The sequence below is a fragment of the uncultured Arthrobacter sp. genome (assembly GCF_947495145.1).
Taxonomy (GTDB): domain Bacteria; phylum Actinomycetota; class Actinomycetes; order Actinomycetales; family Micrococcaceae; genus Arthrobacter_D.
Genome location: NZ_CANLXP010000006.1, coordinates 12652 through 31212 on the forward strand (window position 1 = coordinate 12652; position 18561 = coordinate 31212).

Below are 18561 nucleotides of genomic sequence, written 5' to 3' on the forward strand. Positions count from 1 at the left end.
CCTCCAGTTGGTCCGAACTGAAGTCGACCTGGCTCTGGAACCGGTGGCTCAGCGTCGGCTCCGGTCCGACGACCGGGCCCGGCTGCTCGGTAGGTTCGGCTGTGGCCGACGGTTCTGCCGTTGTCGAAGGCTCTGCCGTCGTCGACGGAGTTCCCGACTCGGAGGGGGTCGCGCTGGCTGTGGCGGTTTCCGAGGCGGTCGCGGTGGCGGTGGCACTTGCAGACGCAGACGACGACGTCGCACTGGGCGTCGGCGAAGCACTCGGCTTCGTGGTCGCACTGGGTTTCGTGGTCGCACTGGGTTTCGTGGTTGCGCTCGGCTTCGTGGTCGCGCTGGGTTTCGTGGTCGCGCTGGGTTTCGTGGTCGCGCTGGGCTTCGCGCTCGGGCGGCGACGCCGACGCCGTTCCTCTTCCCGACGCCGTTCCTCTTCCCGACGTCGATCCGCCGCCTCCCGCCGTCGTTCTTCCTCCCGACGACGCTCCGCGGCTTCACGGCGCCGCCTGTCTTCCCTGCGACGCTCCGAGGCTTCCCGGCGACGTTCCGCTTCACGCCGCCGCTCTTCATCCCGACGACGGCGCTCGTCGCGTTCCTGTGCTCTCTCGATCCCCCGGATGGAGCGGCGGTCGGTTCGTTTGCGGCTGAAGATACTCACGGCGTGGCTCCTGGGTTAGGGCCCTTCAAGGTCCAGTGGGCAACGAGGCCACCGGGGTACATACCTCCGGCGGCAGTCTGGGACGGCTCGGCGTGGCAGTGCATGGGGTAAACCCAGTCCGTGGTCCGGGCGAACCAGACGGGATCGATTGCGTCCGGCGGCCGCTTGATCGGGATGATGATGTCCTTGCGGTCCATTGTTTCAAGTTCGACAACGTCTTCCCACTGCTGGAGGACCACATGGCCGTCGCTGTCCACATACCCTTCGTGCCGCGGCCAGTCCACGCCATTGCGGCGGACGGTCCAGACATGATTCCCATGGAAGTGCATCTGATGGAAGACGATTCCCGGGTTGACGAGCCGCACCAACTGGCCGCCGCGAAGCGTCCCTGCCTCGGCTCCCTCACCGAACTGGCGTACGTCGAGCTGCCGGGGGTAGCCGGAGATCAGCGTCTCCTCCTCGGTGGCGAGGTTGACGGCGTCGTCGAACGTAATACCGAGCGATTCGAAACCGCTGCGCCCGTTCAACGTAAAGTAGCGGGGCACCGCCCTGGTTGTTGCCGGATTGACGGTCTGGCCCGAGGCTTCCATCGAAGCCCAGCGCGATTCCACCGCATGGGTGATCCACAGCCATTGCCGCTCGAACGTTGCACGGTCCTCGGCAATGTCCCACTGGTGCTCGGGATCCATCACCACCAGCACCCCGAACAGACCCAGCACCCGTTCAACCGGCGCGTTCGTCGGATCCGCGAAGATGTACGTCCCGGGCGGCGGGCAGGGGAAATCAAGGGTTGCCACGGAGTCCGGAGCAATGGCGCCGGTGGTGAGGTCACCGCCGTCGGGCCCTGCTCCGAAAACCGTCAGGGTGTGGGGCTTGCTCAACCGGTTCTGGATGCGCAGCCGGATTTCACTTCCCAGCTCGGCGATGATTGTCCGCTGTGGGAAGTAGCTCGCCCAGTAGTTGCGGCGGATAAAGTACTGGCCGGGGTTGGCCTCGTCGGCCCGCAGCGGCTCGGGCGTGCCGCGGGGAGGTACAGCGGCATCGAGCGGATACGTGCGGCTGGGAACCACGTCACCCGTAGCGGTGATGACGGTCGGATCCATGGTGAGGCTTGGATCCGGATCGTCGACGTCGGTAGGCCGGCTGCCGAACCCGCGGTGGTAAACAAGCGTGTCGTCGACCATCTTCAGGTAGCCCTCATTGATGTAGACGTCCAGCACACCGGGCAACGCAGCGAGCGCCAACGGAATCGGCGTCCGCGCAGCCCGTTGACTCGGAGCAGAGGGCTGAATCAGCGGCAACGCCGCAAACCCCAACCCGGCAGCCGCGCCGAGCTTGAGGAGATCCCCTCGGGCCAGTATCTCGGGAGGCAACTGCTCAGCCATGGTTGTCCTCCAGGGAGCCGGGTCGAAGGGATATCCGGGGAAGTGCCAGCGCCAGCGGAGCCGGGCCACCCCACGGGTCGGTGAATTGGGCTGCGAGGCCGGAGACGCCGCTCGGAACCAGGAAGCTGATCCAGAGGCTGCGGAGTGCGCCGGCGGTCAGCAGGATCTTGGAGACGTCGGCTGCGCGGTTGGTGACCGTCGTCGTGTCGCTGACAAGCAGGCGCAATTGCCCGGGCGCGAACAGCACATTGCGCTCTGAGGTGTTGCGGACGTCGAGCTTCACGGCCAGGTGTTCGCCCCAGGTGTGGTTGAACGGTTGGGCCGAGGCGCCGGGCGGAGCGGCGCCGTGGCCTGCGCTACTTGCGTGACCGCCGACTGCACCGCCCATGCGGGCCTGCCGTTCGGCGGCTGCAATCCGTACGGTTCCGAACGACGTCGGAACCTCCTCGGTGCCACCGGCGGCGGAGACTATCCCCCAGCCCGCTGCGGTGCCCAGTGCACCGGTGCCTATCAAAATGCCAAATACTCGTCGCGTGAGTCCGATGGGACGGTCGGCTGCCTCCCCAGGCATTAGGTCAGCCGCATCCTGCTCGGCCAGCGCGATATTTTCTATCGCCATTACTCGCCTCTATATCGTGCGTGGATGCTGCAGGAATTCAGTGTTATCTCCAGACCTTGGGGAAACCCTGCATGGGAAACCGTCACGGATTTCACCGCCGGCGCCCCGAGCGCCGATACTGGGTCGGTGACAACTTCTGCCCCCGAATCCGCTCCCATCGGCCTGCTGCTCGACGTCGACGGGCCGGTTGCCAGCCCCGTTTCGCGAACCGTACGGCGGGAGATCATTGATGCGCTCATCGCCCTGGCTGCGGCCGGATGGCCGGTCATCTTCAACACCGGGCGGTCGGACGAGTTCATCCGGAAAGAAGTCATGCAGCCGATGCTGGCCGCCGGCATTCCCGCGGGCATCACTTTCCATGCCATCTGCGAGAAGGGCGCCACCTGGTTCAGCTTCACCTCCGACGGCCCTACCGATGTCCAGGTCGATGATGCCCTCGCGCTCCCGGAAGAGTTTGGAAACGAGGTGCGGCGCCTGGTCGAGGACAAGTTCGCCGACCACATGTTCTTCGACGAGACCAAGCGCGCCATGGTGTCCATCGAACAGCGCCTCGACGTCGGGAACGAGGATTATCTCGACCGGCAGGGGCCCTTCGACGCCGCAGTACTCGAGATCATGCAGCACTTCGACATGGGCGTCTGCCGCCTCGCGCACCACCTGCCGGACAGTGACGACAGCGTCGACTACCGGGTGGATCCCACCATCATCTCCACCGACATCGAATCGGTCCGCGTGGGCAAGGACCTCGGCGCGGAGCGGGCGCTGCGCCTGATTGACGGCGACATTCCGCACGTCTGGCGGACCGTCGGTGACTCGCGAACCGACTACGCCATGGCTGACTACCTGCACGAGCACGGTTACAGCGTTGCCCACGTCGATGTGCGGCCCGCCGACGGCGTCCCGGAGAAGCCCTACCCTGTCCTCACCGAAGGTGAACTGACCCACGACGACGCCGGCGCAGCCTTCCTGCTGCGCTGCGCAGAAACGGCGGTCTCCCCCGCCTAACCCTGCAGTGCCTTCTCGATCGCCGCCACGATCTCCTCGGAGTCCGGCTCCACTGTGGGGGCGAACCGCGCAACCACTGTTCCGGCGTCGTTCACCAGGAACTTTTCGAAGTTCCATTTCACAAGTCCCGGCAACGTGCCCGTCTTGAATTTGGTCAGCTCGCCGTAGAGGGGATGCTGGTTGCGGCCGCGGACGTCGGTTTTGGTGGTCAGGGGGAAAGTCACGCCGAAGTTCATGGAACAGAAAGCCTGGATGTCTGCTTCAGTTCCCGGTTCCTGCCCCATGAACTGATTGCTGGGTACGCCTAGCACCACCAAACCGCGGTCCGCGTACTTCCGGTAGAGCTCTTCCAGGCCCGCGTACTGCGGAGTGAAACCGCACTGCGACGCGACGTTCACCACCAGCACGGTCTTGCCCCGGAAATCGCCGAAGCTTCGCTCGCTACCGTCGATCATGGTCAGCGGGATGTCGTGAAGGTTCTGCGGGGACACTGATGCTCCTTGCTGCTGATTTCCTACTTCAGATTCGTTGGCAATTGCGCCCTGGATGGGACGCACGGGTTGAACCTGCATACTAATGCCATGGCGTCACCCATCTCCCGGCTTCGCATCGAACTCAAGAACACCTTCACCGGCACAGGTGCCGAGCCGCCTGCCTGGACCGAGCAGCTAGCCGAGGGCGACGACGCCGGCTATTTCGCTCCAGGATCTGCCGTCTGGGCGGTCCACAGCTCCATGACCCCCACGGTGGGCGGCATCCGTGCCCTCCTGCTGCAGGCGCTGCACCCCGGCGCAATGGCGGGCGTGTATGCGCATTCGAACTTCCGTGAGGACCCGCTTGGCCGGTTGGCCAACACGATCCGCTGGATCTTCACGGTGACCTACGGGTCCACCGACGCAGCACGCAGCGCTTCGGGATGGGTGCTGCGCCTGCACGAGAAGGTGGCCGGAACGTATGTGGATGCCCGCGGCGTCGAACATTCCTACACTGCCAACGATCCGCACCTGCTGCGCTGGGTGCACCTGGCCTTCACCGACGCCTTCCTCAGCGCTCACCAGCAGTACGGGCTGAAATTCCCGGGCGGCGCGGATAAGTATGTTGACCAGTGGGCGGTGGCCGGTGAACTGATGGGAGTGACTGACCCGCCGCGAAGCGTGGCCGAGCTGCGCTCGCAGCTTGCCGCGTACGACGACGAACTTACCTCCAGCCACCAGGTCCAGGACGCGCTGACCTACATCAAGCATCCACCGCTCCCGCGGTCGCAGCGCGTGGGCTACCGGGTGCTGTTCGCCGGTGCGGTGGCCACGCTGACTCCGCGGCAACGGGAGCTGCTCGGGCTGTCGCTACCGCACATCGGACCGGTGCGGTTGCCCGTCAAGCCGGCGGTTCTACTGGTACTTGGGGTGCTGAAACTCGGCCTTGGCCGGCAGGGGCCCAGCGAGGCCGCCGCTCTTCGCCGGGTCCGGCGGGTGCGGGAACTGCACCCGCCGGACGGCGTCTGAAGTATTCGTGCGCTAGCTGGCCCTGGACAACAGGTCTCAGCTGGTCGCGGGCTTCCGATCCGGCATTGCCAACCGGAAAACCTTCGCCCAGGCGGAGCCGACCTGCTTGAGCAGCGGACCGGTGGTGTACGGCAGGTTGTAGCGGGCGCAGATTTCCCGGATCTTCGGCGCCACCTCGTGGTAGCGGTTCGACGGCAGGTCCGGGAACAGGTGATGCTCGACCTGGTGTGACAGATTGCCTGTCATCAGGTGCATGAACTTTGAGCCGGAGATGTTGGCCGACCCGATCATCTGGCGCACGTACCAGTCGCCGCGGGTTTCGCCGTCGACCATTTCCTCCGTGAAGGTGTCGGCACCTGTCGGGAAGTGTCCGCAAAAGATGACTGCGTGTGCCCACACGTTACGCACCGCATTGGCCGTCAGCGTACCGATCAGCGCCTGCTTGCCTGAGCCGGTCAGCATGGCAACCGCGGGCGTCGCAGCATAGTCCTTGCCGAACTGCTTCGCGGCCTTCAGCCCGAGTGCGCGAAGGTCCTTGCGCATGGCTTCCTTGGACTTGAGGCCTTCCTTGTACTCGGGCAGCTCCAGGTCATACAGGGCGATGCCCCACTCAAAGACCGGCGCCAGGATGGCGTTATACAGCGGGTTGCCCAGGTTGAAGGGCTTCCACGGCTGGTCATCGTCCATCCGCAGCAGGTTGTAGCCGACGTCGCGGTCCTTGCCCACGACGTTGGTCCAGCGGTGGTGCAGGTCATTGTGCGTGTGCTGCCAGGAGCGCGCCGGGGTAACAAAATCCCATTCCCAGGTGGTCGAGTGGATGTCCGGATCACGCATCCAGTCCCACTGGCCGTGGAGGATGTTGTGGCCGAGCTCCATGTTCTCCAGGATCTTCGCGAAGCTCAGCATGGTTGTTCCCGCCACCCAGGCAGCCTTGTTCCGGCTTACCAGTAGCGCTGCGCGTCCGCCGAACTCAAGGGCGCGCTGGGCCTTGATTACCCGGCGGATGTACGCGGCGTCGTGCTTGCCGCGGCGGGCCAGCACCTCGTCGCGGATGGCGTCCAGCTCACGGCCAAGCTCCGCGACCTGCTCATCCGAGAGGTGCGCGGCGGCCGGCGGACGAACGAGCGGATGGCCCGTGTCCGCGAGCGCACCGGGGCGTCGTCGGGGAGCCGGCTTTTCAACGGCCGTGTCCTCTGACACTTGTTCTACGAGGTCTGTCATACCCTCACTCCTTAGATATCGAGGTTCACCGGTCCGGCTGCCGCCGAAACGCACGTTTGTATTAGCTGACCGGGGTCTCCATGTACTTCGTTGGTACGAAGGTCCCGGACTTGTCCCGCGCGGAGCGGGAGCAGGCAACTGTGGCAGATGCCCATGCGGCAACCGCTCGGCATGAGCAGCCCCGCGTCCTCGCCGACCTCAAGGAGCGGTGTATCACCGTCAGCCTCGACCTCCCGGTCTGAAGCCTCAAAGGTGACCAGACCACCGTCGTTCCCCGTTCCGTCGGCGAGGGCTGTGCTGAACCGTTCGATCGTCAGGGTTCCGGCAGGGAGCTTCGCCTGCTTTTCCCAGAGCGACTCTGCACTCTCAAGGAACTCCTCAGGGCCGCAGGCGTAGGCCGCCCGATCCCTCCAGTCCTCGCAGAGCCGGTCCAATTCGGCTGTGGAGGAGAAGTCGATACGGCCGTGCTCGGAGGTGAACCACAGCTTGACCCTGAACTGGCGGAACTGGTCCGCGAGTTCGCGCAGTTCCTCGATGAACAGGCTCTTCAGCGGAGTCCGTGCTGAATGGATCAGGACAACATCCGAGTCGGGGCGGCGGGGAACCAGCGTGCGGATCATTGACATAACCGGCGTGATGCCGCTGCCCGCCGTCAGCATCAGCAGCGGCCGAGGCCTGTCGGGGAGCACGAAAGTGCCCTGCGGCGGAGCCAGGAACAGCACATCCCCCGGCTTGGTCTCCCGGACCAGGACGCCTGAGACAGCACCCATGTCAGTCACCGTGATCGCGGGATCCTGCCCGGCGGCAGTGCTGAGGGAGTATGAGCGCCAGTGGCGGACACCGTCCAGCTCGACGCCGATTCGCGCCCATTGTCCCGCACGGTGGGCTTTCCAGCCCCGACCCGGGCGGAAGTGGATAGTCACTGAGTCGGCCGTTTCCGGCACCACTTTCGTGACCACGCCGCGCAACTGGCGGGCCGAAAAGACCGGGTTGAACAGCGACAGGAAATCTTCCGGCGCCAACGGGGTGGTCAGGGCGGAGATAGCGTGTTTCAGCTTGGGTCTCGGTGTCATCGCTGCAGGTCCAATCGCAACTCCTTACAGGACGGGCACATGGCCGAAGATATCAGGCCGTCACGGCCAATGCAGTTTCCAGTGTGGACTCCGCACGTAAAGCTTCTATGGGATTCTTATAAGAATACTTTACTCAGCAGGCTTACGATTACTCTAGAGTCCGCTTCCAGGCAGCGGGAAGAACCGACGGAGACATTCATGACCGCAACCCACACATTCGACGCCATCTCGATCATTTTCAACCCGAACAGCACCGGAGATGCTCCGAAACTGGCCGACGAACTGCAGCAGGAGCTCAAGCAGTCCCTCCCGGACTCGGTGGAAATTGAACTGCAGCCGACCGATCACGCCGGTCATGCCGTCGAACTGGCACGCAACGCTGCCGACCGTGGCGGAAAAGTCCTCGTCGTTTCGGTGAGTGGCGACGGCGGCTACAACGAGGTAGTGAACGGGGTGATGGCCAGCTCCAATCCGGACGCGGTGAGTGCCGTGCTTGCGGCCGGCAACGCCAACGATCACCATCGCACGATCAGCCGGCAGCCTCTTGCTGACGCCATTGCCGAGGGTGCTGTGCGCAGAATCGACCTGCTGGAGATCACCATCGAGGCCGGCGCTGACGTTGAATCCGTTTACGCCCACTCCTACATCGGGTTTGGGCTGACGCCGATTGTGGCCATCGATCTCGAGAAGGGCAGCAAAGGCGCCTTCAAGGAAATGTTCACGGTGGTGCGGACCTTCGCCAAGTTCAGGCCCTTCGAGATCCGTCAGAAGGACGGGAAGCGCCGCAAGTTCGACAGCCTGGTCTTCGCCAACATCTCGCAGATGGCGAAATACGCCACGCTCAGTGAAGCCGACGACGACGCCTCGGACGGCAAGTTCGAAGTCATCACCTTCGCGCACCAGGCGAAATGGCGGATCCTGCTCCGCGCACTCCGCGCGACGACGAAGGGACTCGGGGACCAGCCCAGCCTGGATTACTACGAGTTCACGACGCTCAAACCCATTCCCTACCAGCTTGACGGCGAGGTCCGGTCGGCGCCTGCCCACACCGTGGTGAAGGTTCGGAGCGAGCGCCGTGCTCTGGCGGTGGTGGGCTAGACCGTTTCCACGGCATAAAACACAGCACCCCGGCCGCATGGACCGGGGTGCTGTGGGAAAAGCGGAGGATGGGGGATTTGAACCCCCGAGGGCGTGAACCCAACACGCGTTCCAGGCGTGCGCCATAGGCCGCTAGGCGAATCCTCCTTGTTTGGAGCAGGTTCCAGAATACCCGTACATGCCTGATGTGCCGAATCGGGGAGCAGCCGCCCGAGCGGGCAACCCTCCCATCGGTTTGTGTAGACTATTACGCGGCCCCTCATGTGGTGTCATCCTGTTGAACTCCCCCAGGACCGGAAGGTAGCAAGGGTAGGCGGGCTCTGGCAGGTGCATGGGGGGTCTTTACGTTCCCTGACAGCACCTTCCCTGCAGTGATCCCTGAAGGAGTCATGTGACCGCCGGACGCTTCGCACCCAGCCCCACAGGTGAGCTGCACGTGGGCAACCTGCGGACCGCCATCCTGGCCTGGCTTTTCGCCCGCTCCACGGGCCGACGCTTCCTGCTGCGCGTCGAGGACCTCGACCGGGTCCGCGCCGGAGCGGAGGATGCGCAGCTCGACGAGCTTGCCGCCGTCGGGCTCAGCTGGGACGGCGCGGTCACGCGGCAGAGCGAGCGGCAGCCCTATTACGACGACGCCGTCGCCCGCCTGCGCCGCGACGGGCGCCTTTTCGAGTGCTTCTGTACGCGCCGCGACATTGCCGAAGCAGCGTCTGCTCCGCATGTCCTCCCGGGCCACTACCCAGGCACCTGCCGGAACCTGTCCGAGGCGGAACGGGAAGCCGCCCGCCGGGTGAGGCCGGCCGCACTGCGGCTGGTCACCGACGTCGGGCGCTATGACATCCGGGATGTCCTTCACGGTCCATATACCGGTGCGGTTGACGACTTCGTGGTGGTCCGCAATGACGGGGTGCCCGCGTACAACCTTGCCGTCGTCGTCGACGATGCGGAGCAGGGCATCGACCAGGTGGTCCGGGGCGATGATCTGCTGAGCTCGGCGCCGCGGCAGGCGTACCTTGGCTCGCTGCTTGGGCTGCCGTCGGTGGAGTACGCGCACGTACCGCTTGCGCTCAACCCCGAACGACGCCGGCTGGCCAAGCGGGATGGCGCCGTCACCCTCGAAGCGCTCACCGCGGAGGGCTGGGAAGCGGCGGAAATCAGGGCTGTAATTCTGCGCTCGCTGGGCCTGCCTGAAACCTCGCTGGAGGCTGCGTTGGCTGCATTTGACCCGGCATTGCTGCCTCGGGAACCGTGGATTGTGGACCCTTCCCACCTGTCCTCCACCGATGCCGCTCCAGTCCCGCCCAACCGATAGAGTTCTTCTGTGAGTACAGCCCTTTACCGCCGGTACCGTCCGGAGACCTTCTCCGACGTGATCGGCCAGGAGCACGTCACCGAACCTTTGATGACGGCGATCTCCAAGAACAGGGTCAACCACGCCTATCTTTTTTCCGGTCCGCGCGGCTGCGGAAAGACTACCTCTGCCCGCATTCTCGCCCGCTGCCTTAACTGCGCGCAGGGCCCAACACCCGTCCCATGTGGTACCTGCGACAGCTGTGTGGAGCTGGCCCGCAACGGCTCAGGCAGCCTGGATGTCATCGAGATCGACGCTGCGTCCCACGGCGGTGTTGACGACGCCCGCGACCTCCGCGAGCGCGCCACCTTTGCTCCCGTCCGCGACCGCTACAAGATCTTCATCATCGATGAGGCTCACATGGTCACCAGTGCGGGCTTCAACGCGCTGCTGAAGATCGTTGAAGAGCCGCCGGAGCACATCCTCTTCATCTTCGCTACCACTGAGCCGGACAAGGTGATCGGAACCATCCGTTCCCGCACCCACCACTATCCGTTCCGGTTGGTTCCGCCCGAGCCGCTGATGGCGTACCTGGAACTTCTGTGCAACCGGGAGAACATCCCGGTTGCACCGGGGGTTCTTTCTCTGGTGGTTCGGGCCGGCGGCGGTTCTGTTCGCGACTCCCTGTCGGTGCTGGATCAGTTGATGGCCGGTGCCGGAGCGTCCGGCCTGGACTACGAGCTGGCGGTATCCCTGCTTGGGTACACTCACGCTTCCCTGCTCGATGACGTCGTTGACGCGATCGCAGCAGACGATTCCGCCACTGTTTTCGGCGCTGTCGACCGTGTCATTCAAACGGGACACGATCCGCGGCGCTTTGTTGAGGACCTGCTCGAACGGTTCCGCGACCTGATCATTGTGAATGCGGTGCCGGATGCCGCTGCGTCCATCCTCCGTGGCATTCCGGATGACCAGCTGAACCGCATGCGCACCCAGGCGCAGCAGCTCGGACGAGCCGAGCTCTCGCGTGCCGCAGATATCACCAATACAGCGCTGACCGAGATGACCGGCGCCACCTCTCCCCGCCTGCACCTTGAGCTGCTGTGCGCACGCGTCCTGCTGCCCGCTGCCGATCAGTCCGAGCAGGGCACACTCGCGCGCGTCGACCGCATCGAACGCCGGCTCAGCTACGCCAGTGGCCTCCCTGGCACCGGCACGACGTCGGCCCTACCGACCTCAGCGGCAAAGCCTGTCATGGCCGTGCAACAGCCGGTCACGGCGGCGGCACAGCCGGTGTCGGCGTCGACAGAGCCGGTCACGGCGGCGGCACAGCCGGTCTCCGACCGCGGGCCCGTCGATGGTCGATCCCCGTCGGAGTCCTCCTCTCCTGTCGATCCCGCTCCCGTCCGTACCGCTCCTGTTGATACCGCCGGCGAGCGCTCGAACGGATCTCAGCAGGAAGCTACCGCACCGGCTGCGAATCCTGCTCCCGCTCCGGCTCCTGCTCCTGCTCCTGCTCCTGCTCCTGCAGAGAAGCTCGAGCGCGCCTCGGAGCCTGCACAGGAACCCGGTGCTGCTGATTGGGGCGGCGGATGGGGTTTGCCTTCCGATGCGCCCAGAGCCGAGCATCGCCCTTCCTCCGCCGCGCCCGAGCGGCACGCGGCGATATCGCCCGCCACGCAACCCTCGCAGGAGCAGGCGCCCACAGAGCGACGACCGCAGCAGCAGGGACCCGCGCCGCAACACCCACAGGCTCAGCAGCCACAAGCCCAGGTGCCGGCAGCGCGACAGCCAGAGGCCAAGGCACCTACGCCGCAACAATCGGGAGCACAGGCCCCCGCGCCACAGCAGCAGGCGCCGGCGCCACAGCAACCGCAGCAGCAGGCGCCAGTGCCGCAGAGCCAAGCAGCGCAGTCTGCCGCGCCGGCAGCACAGGCTTCCGGTCAGATTGAGATGATCCGCAGAGCCTGGCCGGAAATCATGGACGAGCTTGCCCGCATCAAGCGCAGCACCTGGCTGAACGTCAACGCTGACGCCAAGCCTCGGTCTTTCAGCGACAACCAGCTCACACTGGCGTTCGCGTCGCAGGGCAACGCGCTCGGGTTCCAGCGTGGCCAGCACACAGACAACCTCAAGCAGGCGATCAACAAGGTGCTCGGCCTGAACTGCTCCATCGAGGCCATTCATGACGGCGCCGCGGCAGCGGGTGAACCCGACCCAAAAGTACCTACCAGCCGGGATGAGCCGGCAAAGGCGCAGGAGCAGTCCGGCGCCCGATCATCTTCGACACCCTCGGATGGGGGAACACCCACTCCAGCAGTGGACGACTCCTGGGGACTGCCGAGCACGCCGCAGCCCCGTCAGTTCACAGCGGCTGACGGATCGCCGGAGCAGGTAGCTGCACAACAGATTCCTGCACAGCAGGCGTCCCCTCAGGGAAAGCCTGACCAACAGGTGTCGACACAACAGCTATCGGCACAGGAGTCCCCGGTTCAGCAGGCTCCGGCTCGGCAGGTTCCTCCCGTTGAGCAGGTTCCCGTTCCTTCCAGCCCAGCAGCGCCGGCAGACGACTGGCTGACCGCCGAGCCGCCGCGTGACCCGGACGATCCCGGGCCGGAGGAACCCTCGTTTGAGGAGGAACCACCGGCGCGGGTAAGCCGCTACCAGCAGCTGCTGGACGAAGCCGCAAAGGCGGAAGCAGCCCGGCCGCAGCGGCAGGAGCGGCCTACCGGAGCCGTAGACTTGAGTTACGTCGAGGACATTCCCAGTGCCGACGACGAAACCATCGAAGAGTCCGGGCTGGTCGGCCGCCAGGCCATCGAACGAATCCTCAACGGTCGGCTCATCGAGGAGCGCAGCCTCGACCAGTAGCCGTGCCGTCCATCACCGCCCGGCCAACTGATTCTGACTCCAAAGCACCACCTACAGCTAAGGCAAACCCGTGTACGAAGGCGCAGTTCAGGAGCTCATCGACGAGCTGGGACGCCTGCCCGGCGTGGGCCCCAAGTCGGCACAGCGCATCGCGTTCTACATCCTGGAAGCAGACGGGGAAGACACCAAGCGTCTCGTCAACGCAATTGTCACCGTCAAGGAAAGGGTCAAGTTCTGCACGATCTGCGGCAACGTGGCTGAGCAGGAGACCTGCGGCATCTGCCGTGACCCACGGCGTGACCCGACTGCGATTTGTGTGGTCGAGGAGTCCAAGGACGTCATCGCCGTCGAACGCACGCGTTCCTTCCGCGGTAAGTATCACGTTCTCGGCGGATCAATCAATCCGATCGCCGGGATCGGCCCGGAACAATTGCGCATTCGGGAGCTCCTGAGCCGCCTCTCCGACGATCAGGTCCAAGAAATCATCATCGCCACCGACCCCAACCTCGAGGGCGAGGCAACAGCTACGTATCTGGTGCGCATGTTGAAGACCATCGGCATCAAAGTGACCCGCCTGGCTTCCGGCCTTCCGGTGGGCGGCGACCTCGAATACGCCGATGAGATCACCCTCGGCCGCGCCTTCGAGGGCCGCCGCACCGTCTCCTAAGTAGCACCGGCTCACAATTAGACTCACGATTCGGTGAGCCGAAACCTACCGGTTAAGATGGTGTGCGGTTACCGGGCGGTCGATTGCGATCCTACGGCCGGAGTCCAGTGTGAAGTAGTAGTTCCAGCAACTGACCTGTTTTCGGGCGCCGATGACGCCGCCGGATATCATCTCCCAAGTTTCAGCGAGCGTGCGCATGGCCCTAATTGTTCAGAAGTTCGGTGGCTCGTCCGTGGCCGACGCGGAAGGTATCAAACGCGTCGCCAAGCGCGTCGTGGAGACGCAGGCGGCCGGCAACCAGGTCGTCGTCGTCGTTTCCGCCATGGGTGACAGTACCGATGAGCTGCTCGATCTGGCAGGGCAGGTGAGCACCTCCTCCAATCCGCGTGAGATGGACATGCTGCTCAGTGCCGGAGAGCGCATCTCAATGGCCCTGCTCGCGATGGCCATTCACGAGGCCGGGTCAAGCGCACAGTCCTTCACGGGCAGCCAGGCCGGCATGATCACCGATGCCATCCACGGCAAGGCCCGGATCATTGCCGTTTCCCCGCATCGCATTAAGGCGTCCATCGACAAGGGCGACATCGCGATTGTTGCCGGATTCCAGGGCATGAGCCGGGACAGCAATGACATCACCACGCTCGGGCGCGGCGGATCCGACACCACGGCCGTTGCCTTGGCAGCGGCCTTGAAAGCTGACGTCTGCGAGATCTATACCGACGTCGACGGCGTCTATACGGCCGATCCGCGGGTCGTCGCCGCTGCCCGAAAAATCTCCACCATCTCCAGCGAGGAAATGCTTGAGATGGCAGCTTCGGGGGCAAAGATCCTGCACCTGCGCTGCGTGGAGTACGCCCGTCGTTTCGGCGTTCCGCTGCACGTCCGCTCATCCTTCAGCCAGCTCGAGGGGACGTGGGTACTGCCCAACCCCGACGACACCATCAAGATTCAAGAGGGAGAACCCTTGGAACAGCCCATCATCTCCGGTGTTGCCCATGACCGTTCGGAGGCGAAGGTCACCGTGGTCGGTGTGCCCGACATCCCGGGCAAGGCAGCTGAAATCTTCGGGATCGTTGCCGGCGCCCACTCCAACATCGACATGATCGTGCAGAACGTGTCCACCCACGGCTCCGGTCACACGGACATCTCCTTCACCCTGCCGATCGTCGAGGGCGCGGAGGCACTGACCGCACTCAAGGCGGCGCAGGAGAACGTGGGCTATGAGGGCATCGAATACGACGAGCAGATCGGAAAGCTGTCGCTGATCGGCGCCGGAATGCGTTCCAATCCGGGCGTTTCCTACAAGTTTTTTAAGGCGCTGTCCGACGCCGGTGTGAACATCGACATGATCTCCACCTCAGAGATTCGAATCTCGGTGGTCACGAGCGCAGACCTGCTCGACACCGCGGTACGCGCAGTGCATGCGGCGTTCGACCTCGACGGCGATGCCGTGGCGACCGTGTACGCGGGTACCGGCCGCTAGGCGTCCGCCCCTTCCCACGTTGATTTGGCAGGACACGCCCCGAATGGCGTCCCAAAAGGGGTGTGTCCTGACAACTCAACGCGCTATTCGTCCGTGTGGAGGACCGGGTTCCTGAAGTAGTCCGGGTACTTCTGGACCGGTTCCGTCCGGCGCACTGTTTGGTGGTCCGGATACCTTCGAACGGCGTAATGATGCCCGTCGGAATCCACCTCGATGTTGAGTTCGGCAAGTTCGGCTTCTGACGCGGTCTCGAACTCGTCATGTCGGTGCACTACGGGGCCATCGAGGTCGTCCCTCTCGGCGGGACCCAGGAAGTTGGGTATTGGATTCCTGATCCAGCGACGCCGGTTTCTCTCAGCCATGGGTATCGCCTTCTTTCTGCGGCTGTATGAGTACCCACATCTTAAGTCAGCGCGGAGCAAAAAGAGCCGGTATCACGCAGAAATCCCCCGCACCGTTACACCAGTGCGGGGGATTCGCTGCTCTTGGGATCGGCTGGTGTTACTTGCCGTTCGTCGGAGTGGGTTTTTCGCTCGGACCGGCGGGCAGCTTGTCCGCTTCACCGGTGTCCGGGAGTACCGAGGTCGAGGCTACGCCCGCTTCGCTCACGACCACCAGAATGTCGGTCACGGCCGCAGAGCCCGCATAGGTCACCCGACCGACGTACGATCCGGGCTCAAGGCCCGTCCAGCTGAGGGTCACCTCGCCCGAGGTACCGTTGGTCAGCGTCAGCGGATCCGGCGTGAGTGAGGCGTTGTTCTCGTTTGCACCGAGGATAGCCGCGTCGAAAGTTGCAGCAGTCTCTCGCGCGTCCGTGCTCGCATAGAGATCAACGTAAACCGTGTAGACGCCGGCGGCTGGGCTGCGCAGCGTCAGGGTTTCGCTGGCGGAAGCCGTTGCCGCCGAGTATCCGCGACCATCCGGCCCAACGACCAGCATGTCGAAGTCCGCTGTGTCATCGGAGCTAAGTACCGAGAACTTGGCAAGCGGGCTACCGGCTGGAACCGTCACTTTGGTTGTGAAGTTTGCATCGGAGGGCACCATCGAGAGCTTCTCGCTGAGTGCCTTCGACAGACCATTCAACGTCATCTCAACCGGGCCGTTGGACCCCGACGTTACGGGAATCGATCCGCTGCCATCCGGCCCCTCAGAGGTGAAGGACACCTCGGACGGAGCAACTACCGACTGCGGACGCACCGCTACCGGGGACGTGACGGCTTCCTTCTTGCTCTGCCAGGTCAGCGAGCCCATCGCGAACTTGCCAAAGGGCGCGCCAGCATTCTCGAACGTAACCTCGAACGTGCGGGTTTCACCGGGCTTGTCGAACTTCAGCTCGGAGGGGGTAACCGTTACGTTGACACCTGGCACATTGGCTGACGCGCTGTACTTGCCGGGCTTCATACCGGTGACGGTGCGGGTGACAGTGACCTTGCCGGTCAGGCTGCCGACGGCAAAGGACGGAACATTCATGTCCTTGGCGTCAATGCCCTCGAGTCCGTTGACATCGGCGTAGCCGGTGCCCTCAACAAACTGCAGGTACTCGCGGATGCCGGCGTCGTAGACCAGGCCGGGGCTCAGCACGTTGGCGGGATCCACCTGGCCTGCACCGGTGGCAAACACGTCGCCGTCCACGCCGCCCTCGGCGTTTTTCACCGGATCAGCAGTGGTCATCATGGCGGACTTCACCGCAGCAGGTGACCACTTCGGGTTCTCGGCGAGAACCAGGGCGCCGACGCCGGCGATGTGCGGAGCAGCCATCGACGTTCCTGAAAGGAACCCGAACTTGTCGCCGCCGGTACCGATCGGAGATACACCGGCGAGAACAGCAACACCCGGCGCCGCGACGTCGGGCTTCAGGAGGTCCGAGCCTTCGGCGAGCAACGGACCACGCGACGAGAAGCCAGCGATCTGCGGGACAGGAGGCAGCGGCTCTCCGGTGGTGTCTTCGGGAACCAGCGCAACCTTGAGGTCCGGGTTCGCGGCAACCTTCTCCTTAAGGGCGGGACCCTGGGGAGCGTTGACGTGGACAGTCGGTACAGAGTGCTTGTCGGTGTCCATCGAGGAGTCGGCGAGGTTCACCAGGATCATGCCCACTCCGCCGGCCCGCTCGACCTCGGCGGACTTTGCGACGCGGTCATACACACCGCGGTCACACACGACGATCTTGCCGGTTACCAGTGTGGCATCCAGTGAGTCCGGTCCACAGAGTTCCGGATCCTTTCCACCCGCTGCCGCGGCGTTCCCGCTCAGTATCACCGGGCTTGCGGGGACGCCTGCGTTCATGATGCTGGCGCCACGGAACTTGGTCCCGTCGGAGAACTCGGCCGTTCCCTGCAGCGCGTGGCTGAAAGTGCTGGCTGCAACCGTGGTCACCCAGGGCGCACCGTGGTTGACGGTGCTGGCAGTCGGACCGGAATTACCGGCCGAAGCTGCCACGAAGATGCCGGCCGAAGCTGCTGACAGGAAGGCACGTGACACAGGGTCAGTGGTGGTGGTTGCGCTACCGGAGATCGAGTAGTTCAACACGTCCACGCCGTCAAGGACTGCCTGTTCGATTGCGGCGACGGAAGCGGAGGAGTAGCAGCCGCCGGTGGTCGGATCGTCATCGGCCCAGCAAACCTTATAGACCGAGAGCTTGGCGGCCGGGGCCACACCGGAGGACACGCCGAAGTCGCGGCCGTCGACGGTCTGGGTGACACCGTTGTTGCCGGCAGCGGTGCTGGCCGTGTGGGTGCCGTGGCTGTCAACGTCGACCGGGGAGAGCACTTCCTCGGGCGCGCGGTTCGCCTCAGGAACGTATTTAGTGAAGTCATCCGCAAAATACTGCGCGGCAAGGACCTTGGAGTTGCATTCCTCGCCCGTGAAGCCCTCCCCTGCCTGGCACTCGCCGAGGAAGGTTGAACCGTCGGCCTTCAGCATTGCGATCCGGCCATCTGAATTGAGATAGGGAACACCTACCTTCGGCTTTCCGTTGCCCTTGAGCGGCTGCACTGCCTCGCCGGCGAAGAACGCGCTGTCCGGTGTGTAGCCGGTGTCGATGACGCCGACGACGGTTCCTGCTCCGGCGTTCTTCTCCCCGGAGAACTGGGTCTTCCAGGTACCCTTCTGCCCGCGCAGCTCCAGAATGTCCATGCTGGTGTAGTCATCCGGTGCGTTTTCGATGTCCGGAGCAACCATGCTGACGTTCGGGTCCTTGGCGAGCTCGACCGCTTGTTCGGCGGTCAGCTTCGCGCTGAAGCCGTTGAGAGCCGCAGCGTAGGAGCGGTTGATCTCCACGCCCTCTTCTGCGGCGACAGCCTGCTGCTTCTTCTCCAGGTGCTTCTTGTACTTCTGGAAGTCCTTCTTGCCGCTGAGCTTTTCGCCCTTGTCCGGCTTGGTGGCTTCGATACCGGGGACACCGCCGTCGTACGTGGCCGCAGGCTCTTCATTGAGCACCACGATGTAGCGGCCGGCGGGGTAGTTGCTGGGATCCACATTCTTCACCGGCTGGATCTGCTGGGTAGCAGTAGGACCAGCCGGTGCCGCAGCGGCGGGAACCGCTGTCATGGAGCCAAGAATCAGCGGCAGGCCAAATACGAGAGCTGTAGCTCCACGCAATCCGCCTGCCCGCGGATTCCGGTGTTGAGGGTCTTTCACGCGAGGGTACCTTTCATCGAGAACGCGACCGGACAAAGCCGGACTGAAAGCAGCTGGT

General features: G+C 64.3%; 15 protein-coding genes, 1 tRNA gene and 1 other RNA gene. 9 read left to right on the forward strand and 8 right to left on the reverse strand.

Features of this window, described 5'->3' with window-relative positions; translation table 11 throughout:
- The first annotated feature begins 101 nt into the window (after window positions 1–101).
- Window positions 102–671 (forward strand): hypothetical protein, encoded by a 570-nt coding sequence (locus Q0877_RS05930; protein WP_299166457.1) that lies wholly within the window; start codon window positions 102–104, stop codon window positions 669–671.
- On the opposite strand, the gene Q0877_RS05935 is transcribed toward Q0877_RS05930, so the two are convergent.
- A complete protein-coding gene (locus tag Q0877_RS05935; protein ID WP_299166458.1) occupies window positions 649–2037 on the reverse strand; it encodes a multicopper oxidase domain-containing protein in 1389 nt (462 codons plus the stop codon). The genes Q0877_RS05930 and Q0877_RS05935 overlap by 23 nt on opposite strands.
- On the reverse strand, window positions 2030–2656 hold the full coding sequence (locus Q0877_RS05940) for a hypothetical protein (protein WP_299166459.1): 627 nt from the start codon (window positions 2654–2656) through the stop codon (window positions 2030–2032). Before Q0877_RS05940 ends, Q0877_RS05935 begins: the two co-directional genes overlap by 8 nt.
- A gap of 126 nt (window positions 2657–2782) precedes the next feature.
- Between Q0877_RS05940 and Q0877_RS05945 the strand changes: the two genes are divergently transcribed.
- Complete coding sequence (locus Q0877_RS05945; protein ID WP_299166460.1) at window positions 2783–3661, forward strand: hypothetical protein; 879 nt, start codon at window positions 2783–2785, stop codon at window positions 3659–3661.
- Here Q0877_RS05945 and Q0877_RS05950 read toward each other — a convergent pair.
- A complete protein-coding gene (locus tag Q0877_RS05950) occupies window positions 3658–4152 on the reverse strand; it encodes a glutathione peroxidase (RefSeq protein WP_299166461.1) in 495 nt (164 codons plus the stop codon). The genes Q0877_RS05945 and Q0877_RS05950 overlap by 4 nt on opposite strands.
- A gap of 90 nt (window positions 4153–4242) precedes the next feature.
- Here Q0877_RS05950 and Q0877_RS05955 point away from each other — a divergent pair, with 90 nt between their 5' ends.
- Window positions 4243–5163 carry an oxygenase MpaB family protein gene (locus Q0877_RS05955; RefSeq protein ID WP_299166462.1) on the forward strand — a complete coding sequence of 307 codons (921 nt, stop codon included), beginning with the start codon at window positions 4243–4245 and terminating at the stop codon, window positions 5161–5163.
- 36 nt (window positions 5164–5199) lie between these two features.
- Here Q0877_RS05955 and Q0877_RS05960 read toward each other — a convergent pair whose 3' ends face one another.
- Window positions 5200–6384: an acyl-CoA desaturase gene (locus Q0877_RS05960; RefSeq protein ID WP_299166463.1), complete on the reverse strand. Its 1185-nt coding sequence runs from the start codon at window positions 6382–6384 to the stop codon at window positions 5200–5202.
- An 11-nt stretch (window positions 6385–6395) separates the two neighbouring features.
- Window positions 6396–7457: a ferredoxin reductase gene (locus Q0877_RS05965; protein WP_299166464.1), complete on the reverse strand. Its 1062-nt coding sequence runs from the start codon at window positions 7455–7457 to the stop codon at window positions 6396–6398.
- Between the two features lie 198 nt (window positions 7458–7655).
- Here Q0877_RS05965 and Q0877_RS05970 point away from each other — a divergent pair, with 198 nt between their 5' ends.
- Window positions 7656–8555 (forward strand): diacylglycerol kinase family protein, encoded by a 900-nt coding sequence (locus Q0877_RS05970; RefSeq protein WP_299166465.1) that lies wholly within the window; start codon window positions 7656–7658, stop codon window positions 8553–8555.
- 62 nt (window positions 8556–8617) lie between these two features.
- Here the strand turns inward: Q0877_RS05970 and Q0877_RS05975 are convergent.
- Window positions 8618–8702: transfer RNA gene (locus Q0877_RS05975), tRNA-Ser, on the reverse strand.
- A gap of 103 nt (window positions 8703–8805) precedes the next feature.
- Between Q0877_RS05975 and ffs the strand changes: the two genes are divergently transcribed.
- From ffs to Q0877_RS06000, 5 genes are all read left to right on the forward strand, one after another.
- Window positions 8806–8902: signal recognition particle sRNA small type (gene ffs, locus Q0877_RS05980), an RNA gene on the forward strand.
- A 44-nt stretch (window positions 8903–8946) separates the two neighbouring features.
- Entirely contained in the window at window positions 8947–9867 is a 921-nt protein-coding gene (gluQRS, locus tag Q0877_RS05985) for a tRNA glutamyl-Q(34) synthetase GluQRS (protein ID WP_299166466.1), read from the forward strand.
- 9 nt (window positions 9868–9876) lie between these two features.
- The gene (locus Q0877_RS05990) at window positions 9877–12717 is read left to right on the forward strand and encodes a DNA polymerase III subunit gamma and tau (RefSeq protein WP_299166467.1); all 2841 of its coding nucleotides are present in this window, start codon (window positions 9877–9879) and stop codon (window positions 12715–12717) included.
- 70 nt (window positions 12718–12787) lie between these two features.
- Window positions 12788–13384, forward strand: coding sequence for a recombination mediator RecR (recR, locus tag Q0877_RS05995; RefSeq protein ID WP_299166468.1), 597 nt, complete (start codon window positions 12788–12790; stop codon window positions 13382–13384).
- A gap of 196 nt (window positions 13385–13580) precedes the next feature.
- A complete protein-coding gene (locus tag Q0877_RS06000; RefSeq protein ID WP_299166469.1) occupies window positions 13581–14867 on the forward strand; it encodes an aspartate kinase in 1287 nt (428 codons plus the stop codon).
- A gap of 83 nt (window positions 14868–14950) precedes the next feature.
- On the opposite strand, the gene Q0877_RS06005 is transcribed toward Q0877_RS06000, so the two are convergent.
- Both Q0877_RS06005 and Q0877_RS06010 read right to left on the reverse strand, forming a co-directional pair.
- Window positions 14951–15229 (reverse strand): hypothetical protein, encoded by a 279-nt coding sequence (locus tag Q0877_RS06005; RefSeq protein WP_299166470.1) that lies wholly within the window; start codon window positions 15227–15229, stop codon window positions 14951–14953.
- Window positions 15230–15368: 139 nt separating this feature from the next.
- Complete coding sequence (locus tag Q0877_RS06010; RefSeq protein ID WP_299166471.1) at window positions 15369–18413, reverse strand: S8 family peptidase; 3045 nt, start codon at window positions 18411–18413, stop codon at window positions 15369–15371.
- Window positions 18414–18561 lie beyond the last annotated feature (148 nt).

What these genes read in the sequence shown, in the direction of transcription:
- Q0877_RS05935 (WP_299166458.1), bottom strand. Translation starts at nt 2,037, where the DNA reads ATGGCTGAGCAGTTGCCTCCCGAGATACTGGCCCGAGGGGATCTCCTC.
- Q0877_RS05940 (WP_299166459.1), bottom strand. Translation starts at nt 2,656, where the DNA reads ATGGCGATAGAAAATATCGCGCTGGCCGAGCAGGATGCGGCTGACCTA.
- Q0877_RS05955 (WP_299166462.1), top strand. Translation starts at nt 4,243, where the DNA reads ATGGCGTCACCCATCTCCCGGCTTCGCATCGAACTCAAGAACACCTTC.
- Q0877_RS05960 (WP_299166463.1), bottom strand. Translation starts at nt 6,384, where the DNA reads ATGACAGACCTCGTAGAACAAGTGTCAGAGGACACGGCCGTTGAAAAG.
- Q0877_RS05965 (WP_299166464.1), bottom strand. Translation starts at nt 7,457, where the DNA reads ATGACACCGAGACCCAAGCTGAAACACGCTATCTCCGCCCTGACCACC.
- Q0877_RS05970 (WP_299166465.1), top strand. Translation starts at nt 7,656, where the DNA reads ATGACCGCAACCCACACATTCGACGCCATCTCGATCATTTTCAACCCG.
- Q0877_RS06000 (WP_299166469.1), top strand. Translation starts at nt 13,581, where the DNA reads ATGGCCCTAATTGTTCAGAAGTTCGGTGGCTCGTCCGTGGCCGACGCG.
- Q0877_RS06005 (WP_299166470.1), bottom strand. Translation starts at nt 15,229, where the DNA reads ATGGCTGAGAGAAACCGGCGTCGCTGGATCAGGAATCCAATACCCAAC.
- Q0877_RS06010 (WP_299166471.1), bottom strand. Translation starts at nt 18,413, where the DNA reads ATGACAGCGGTTCCCGCCGCTGCGGCACCGGCTGGTCCTACTGCTACC.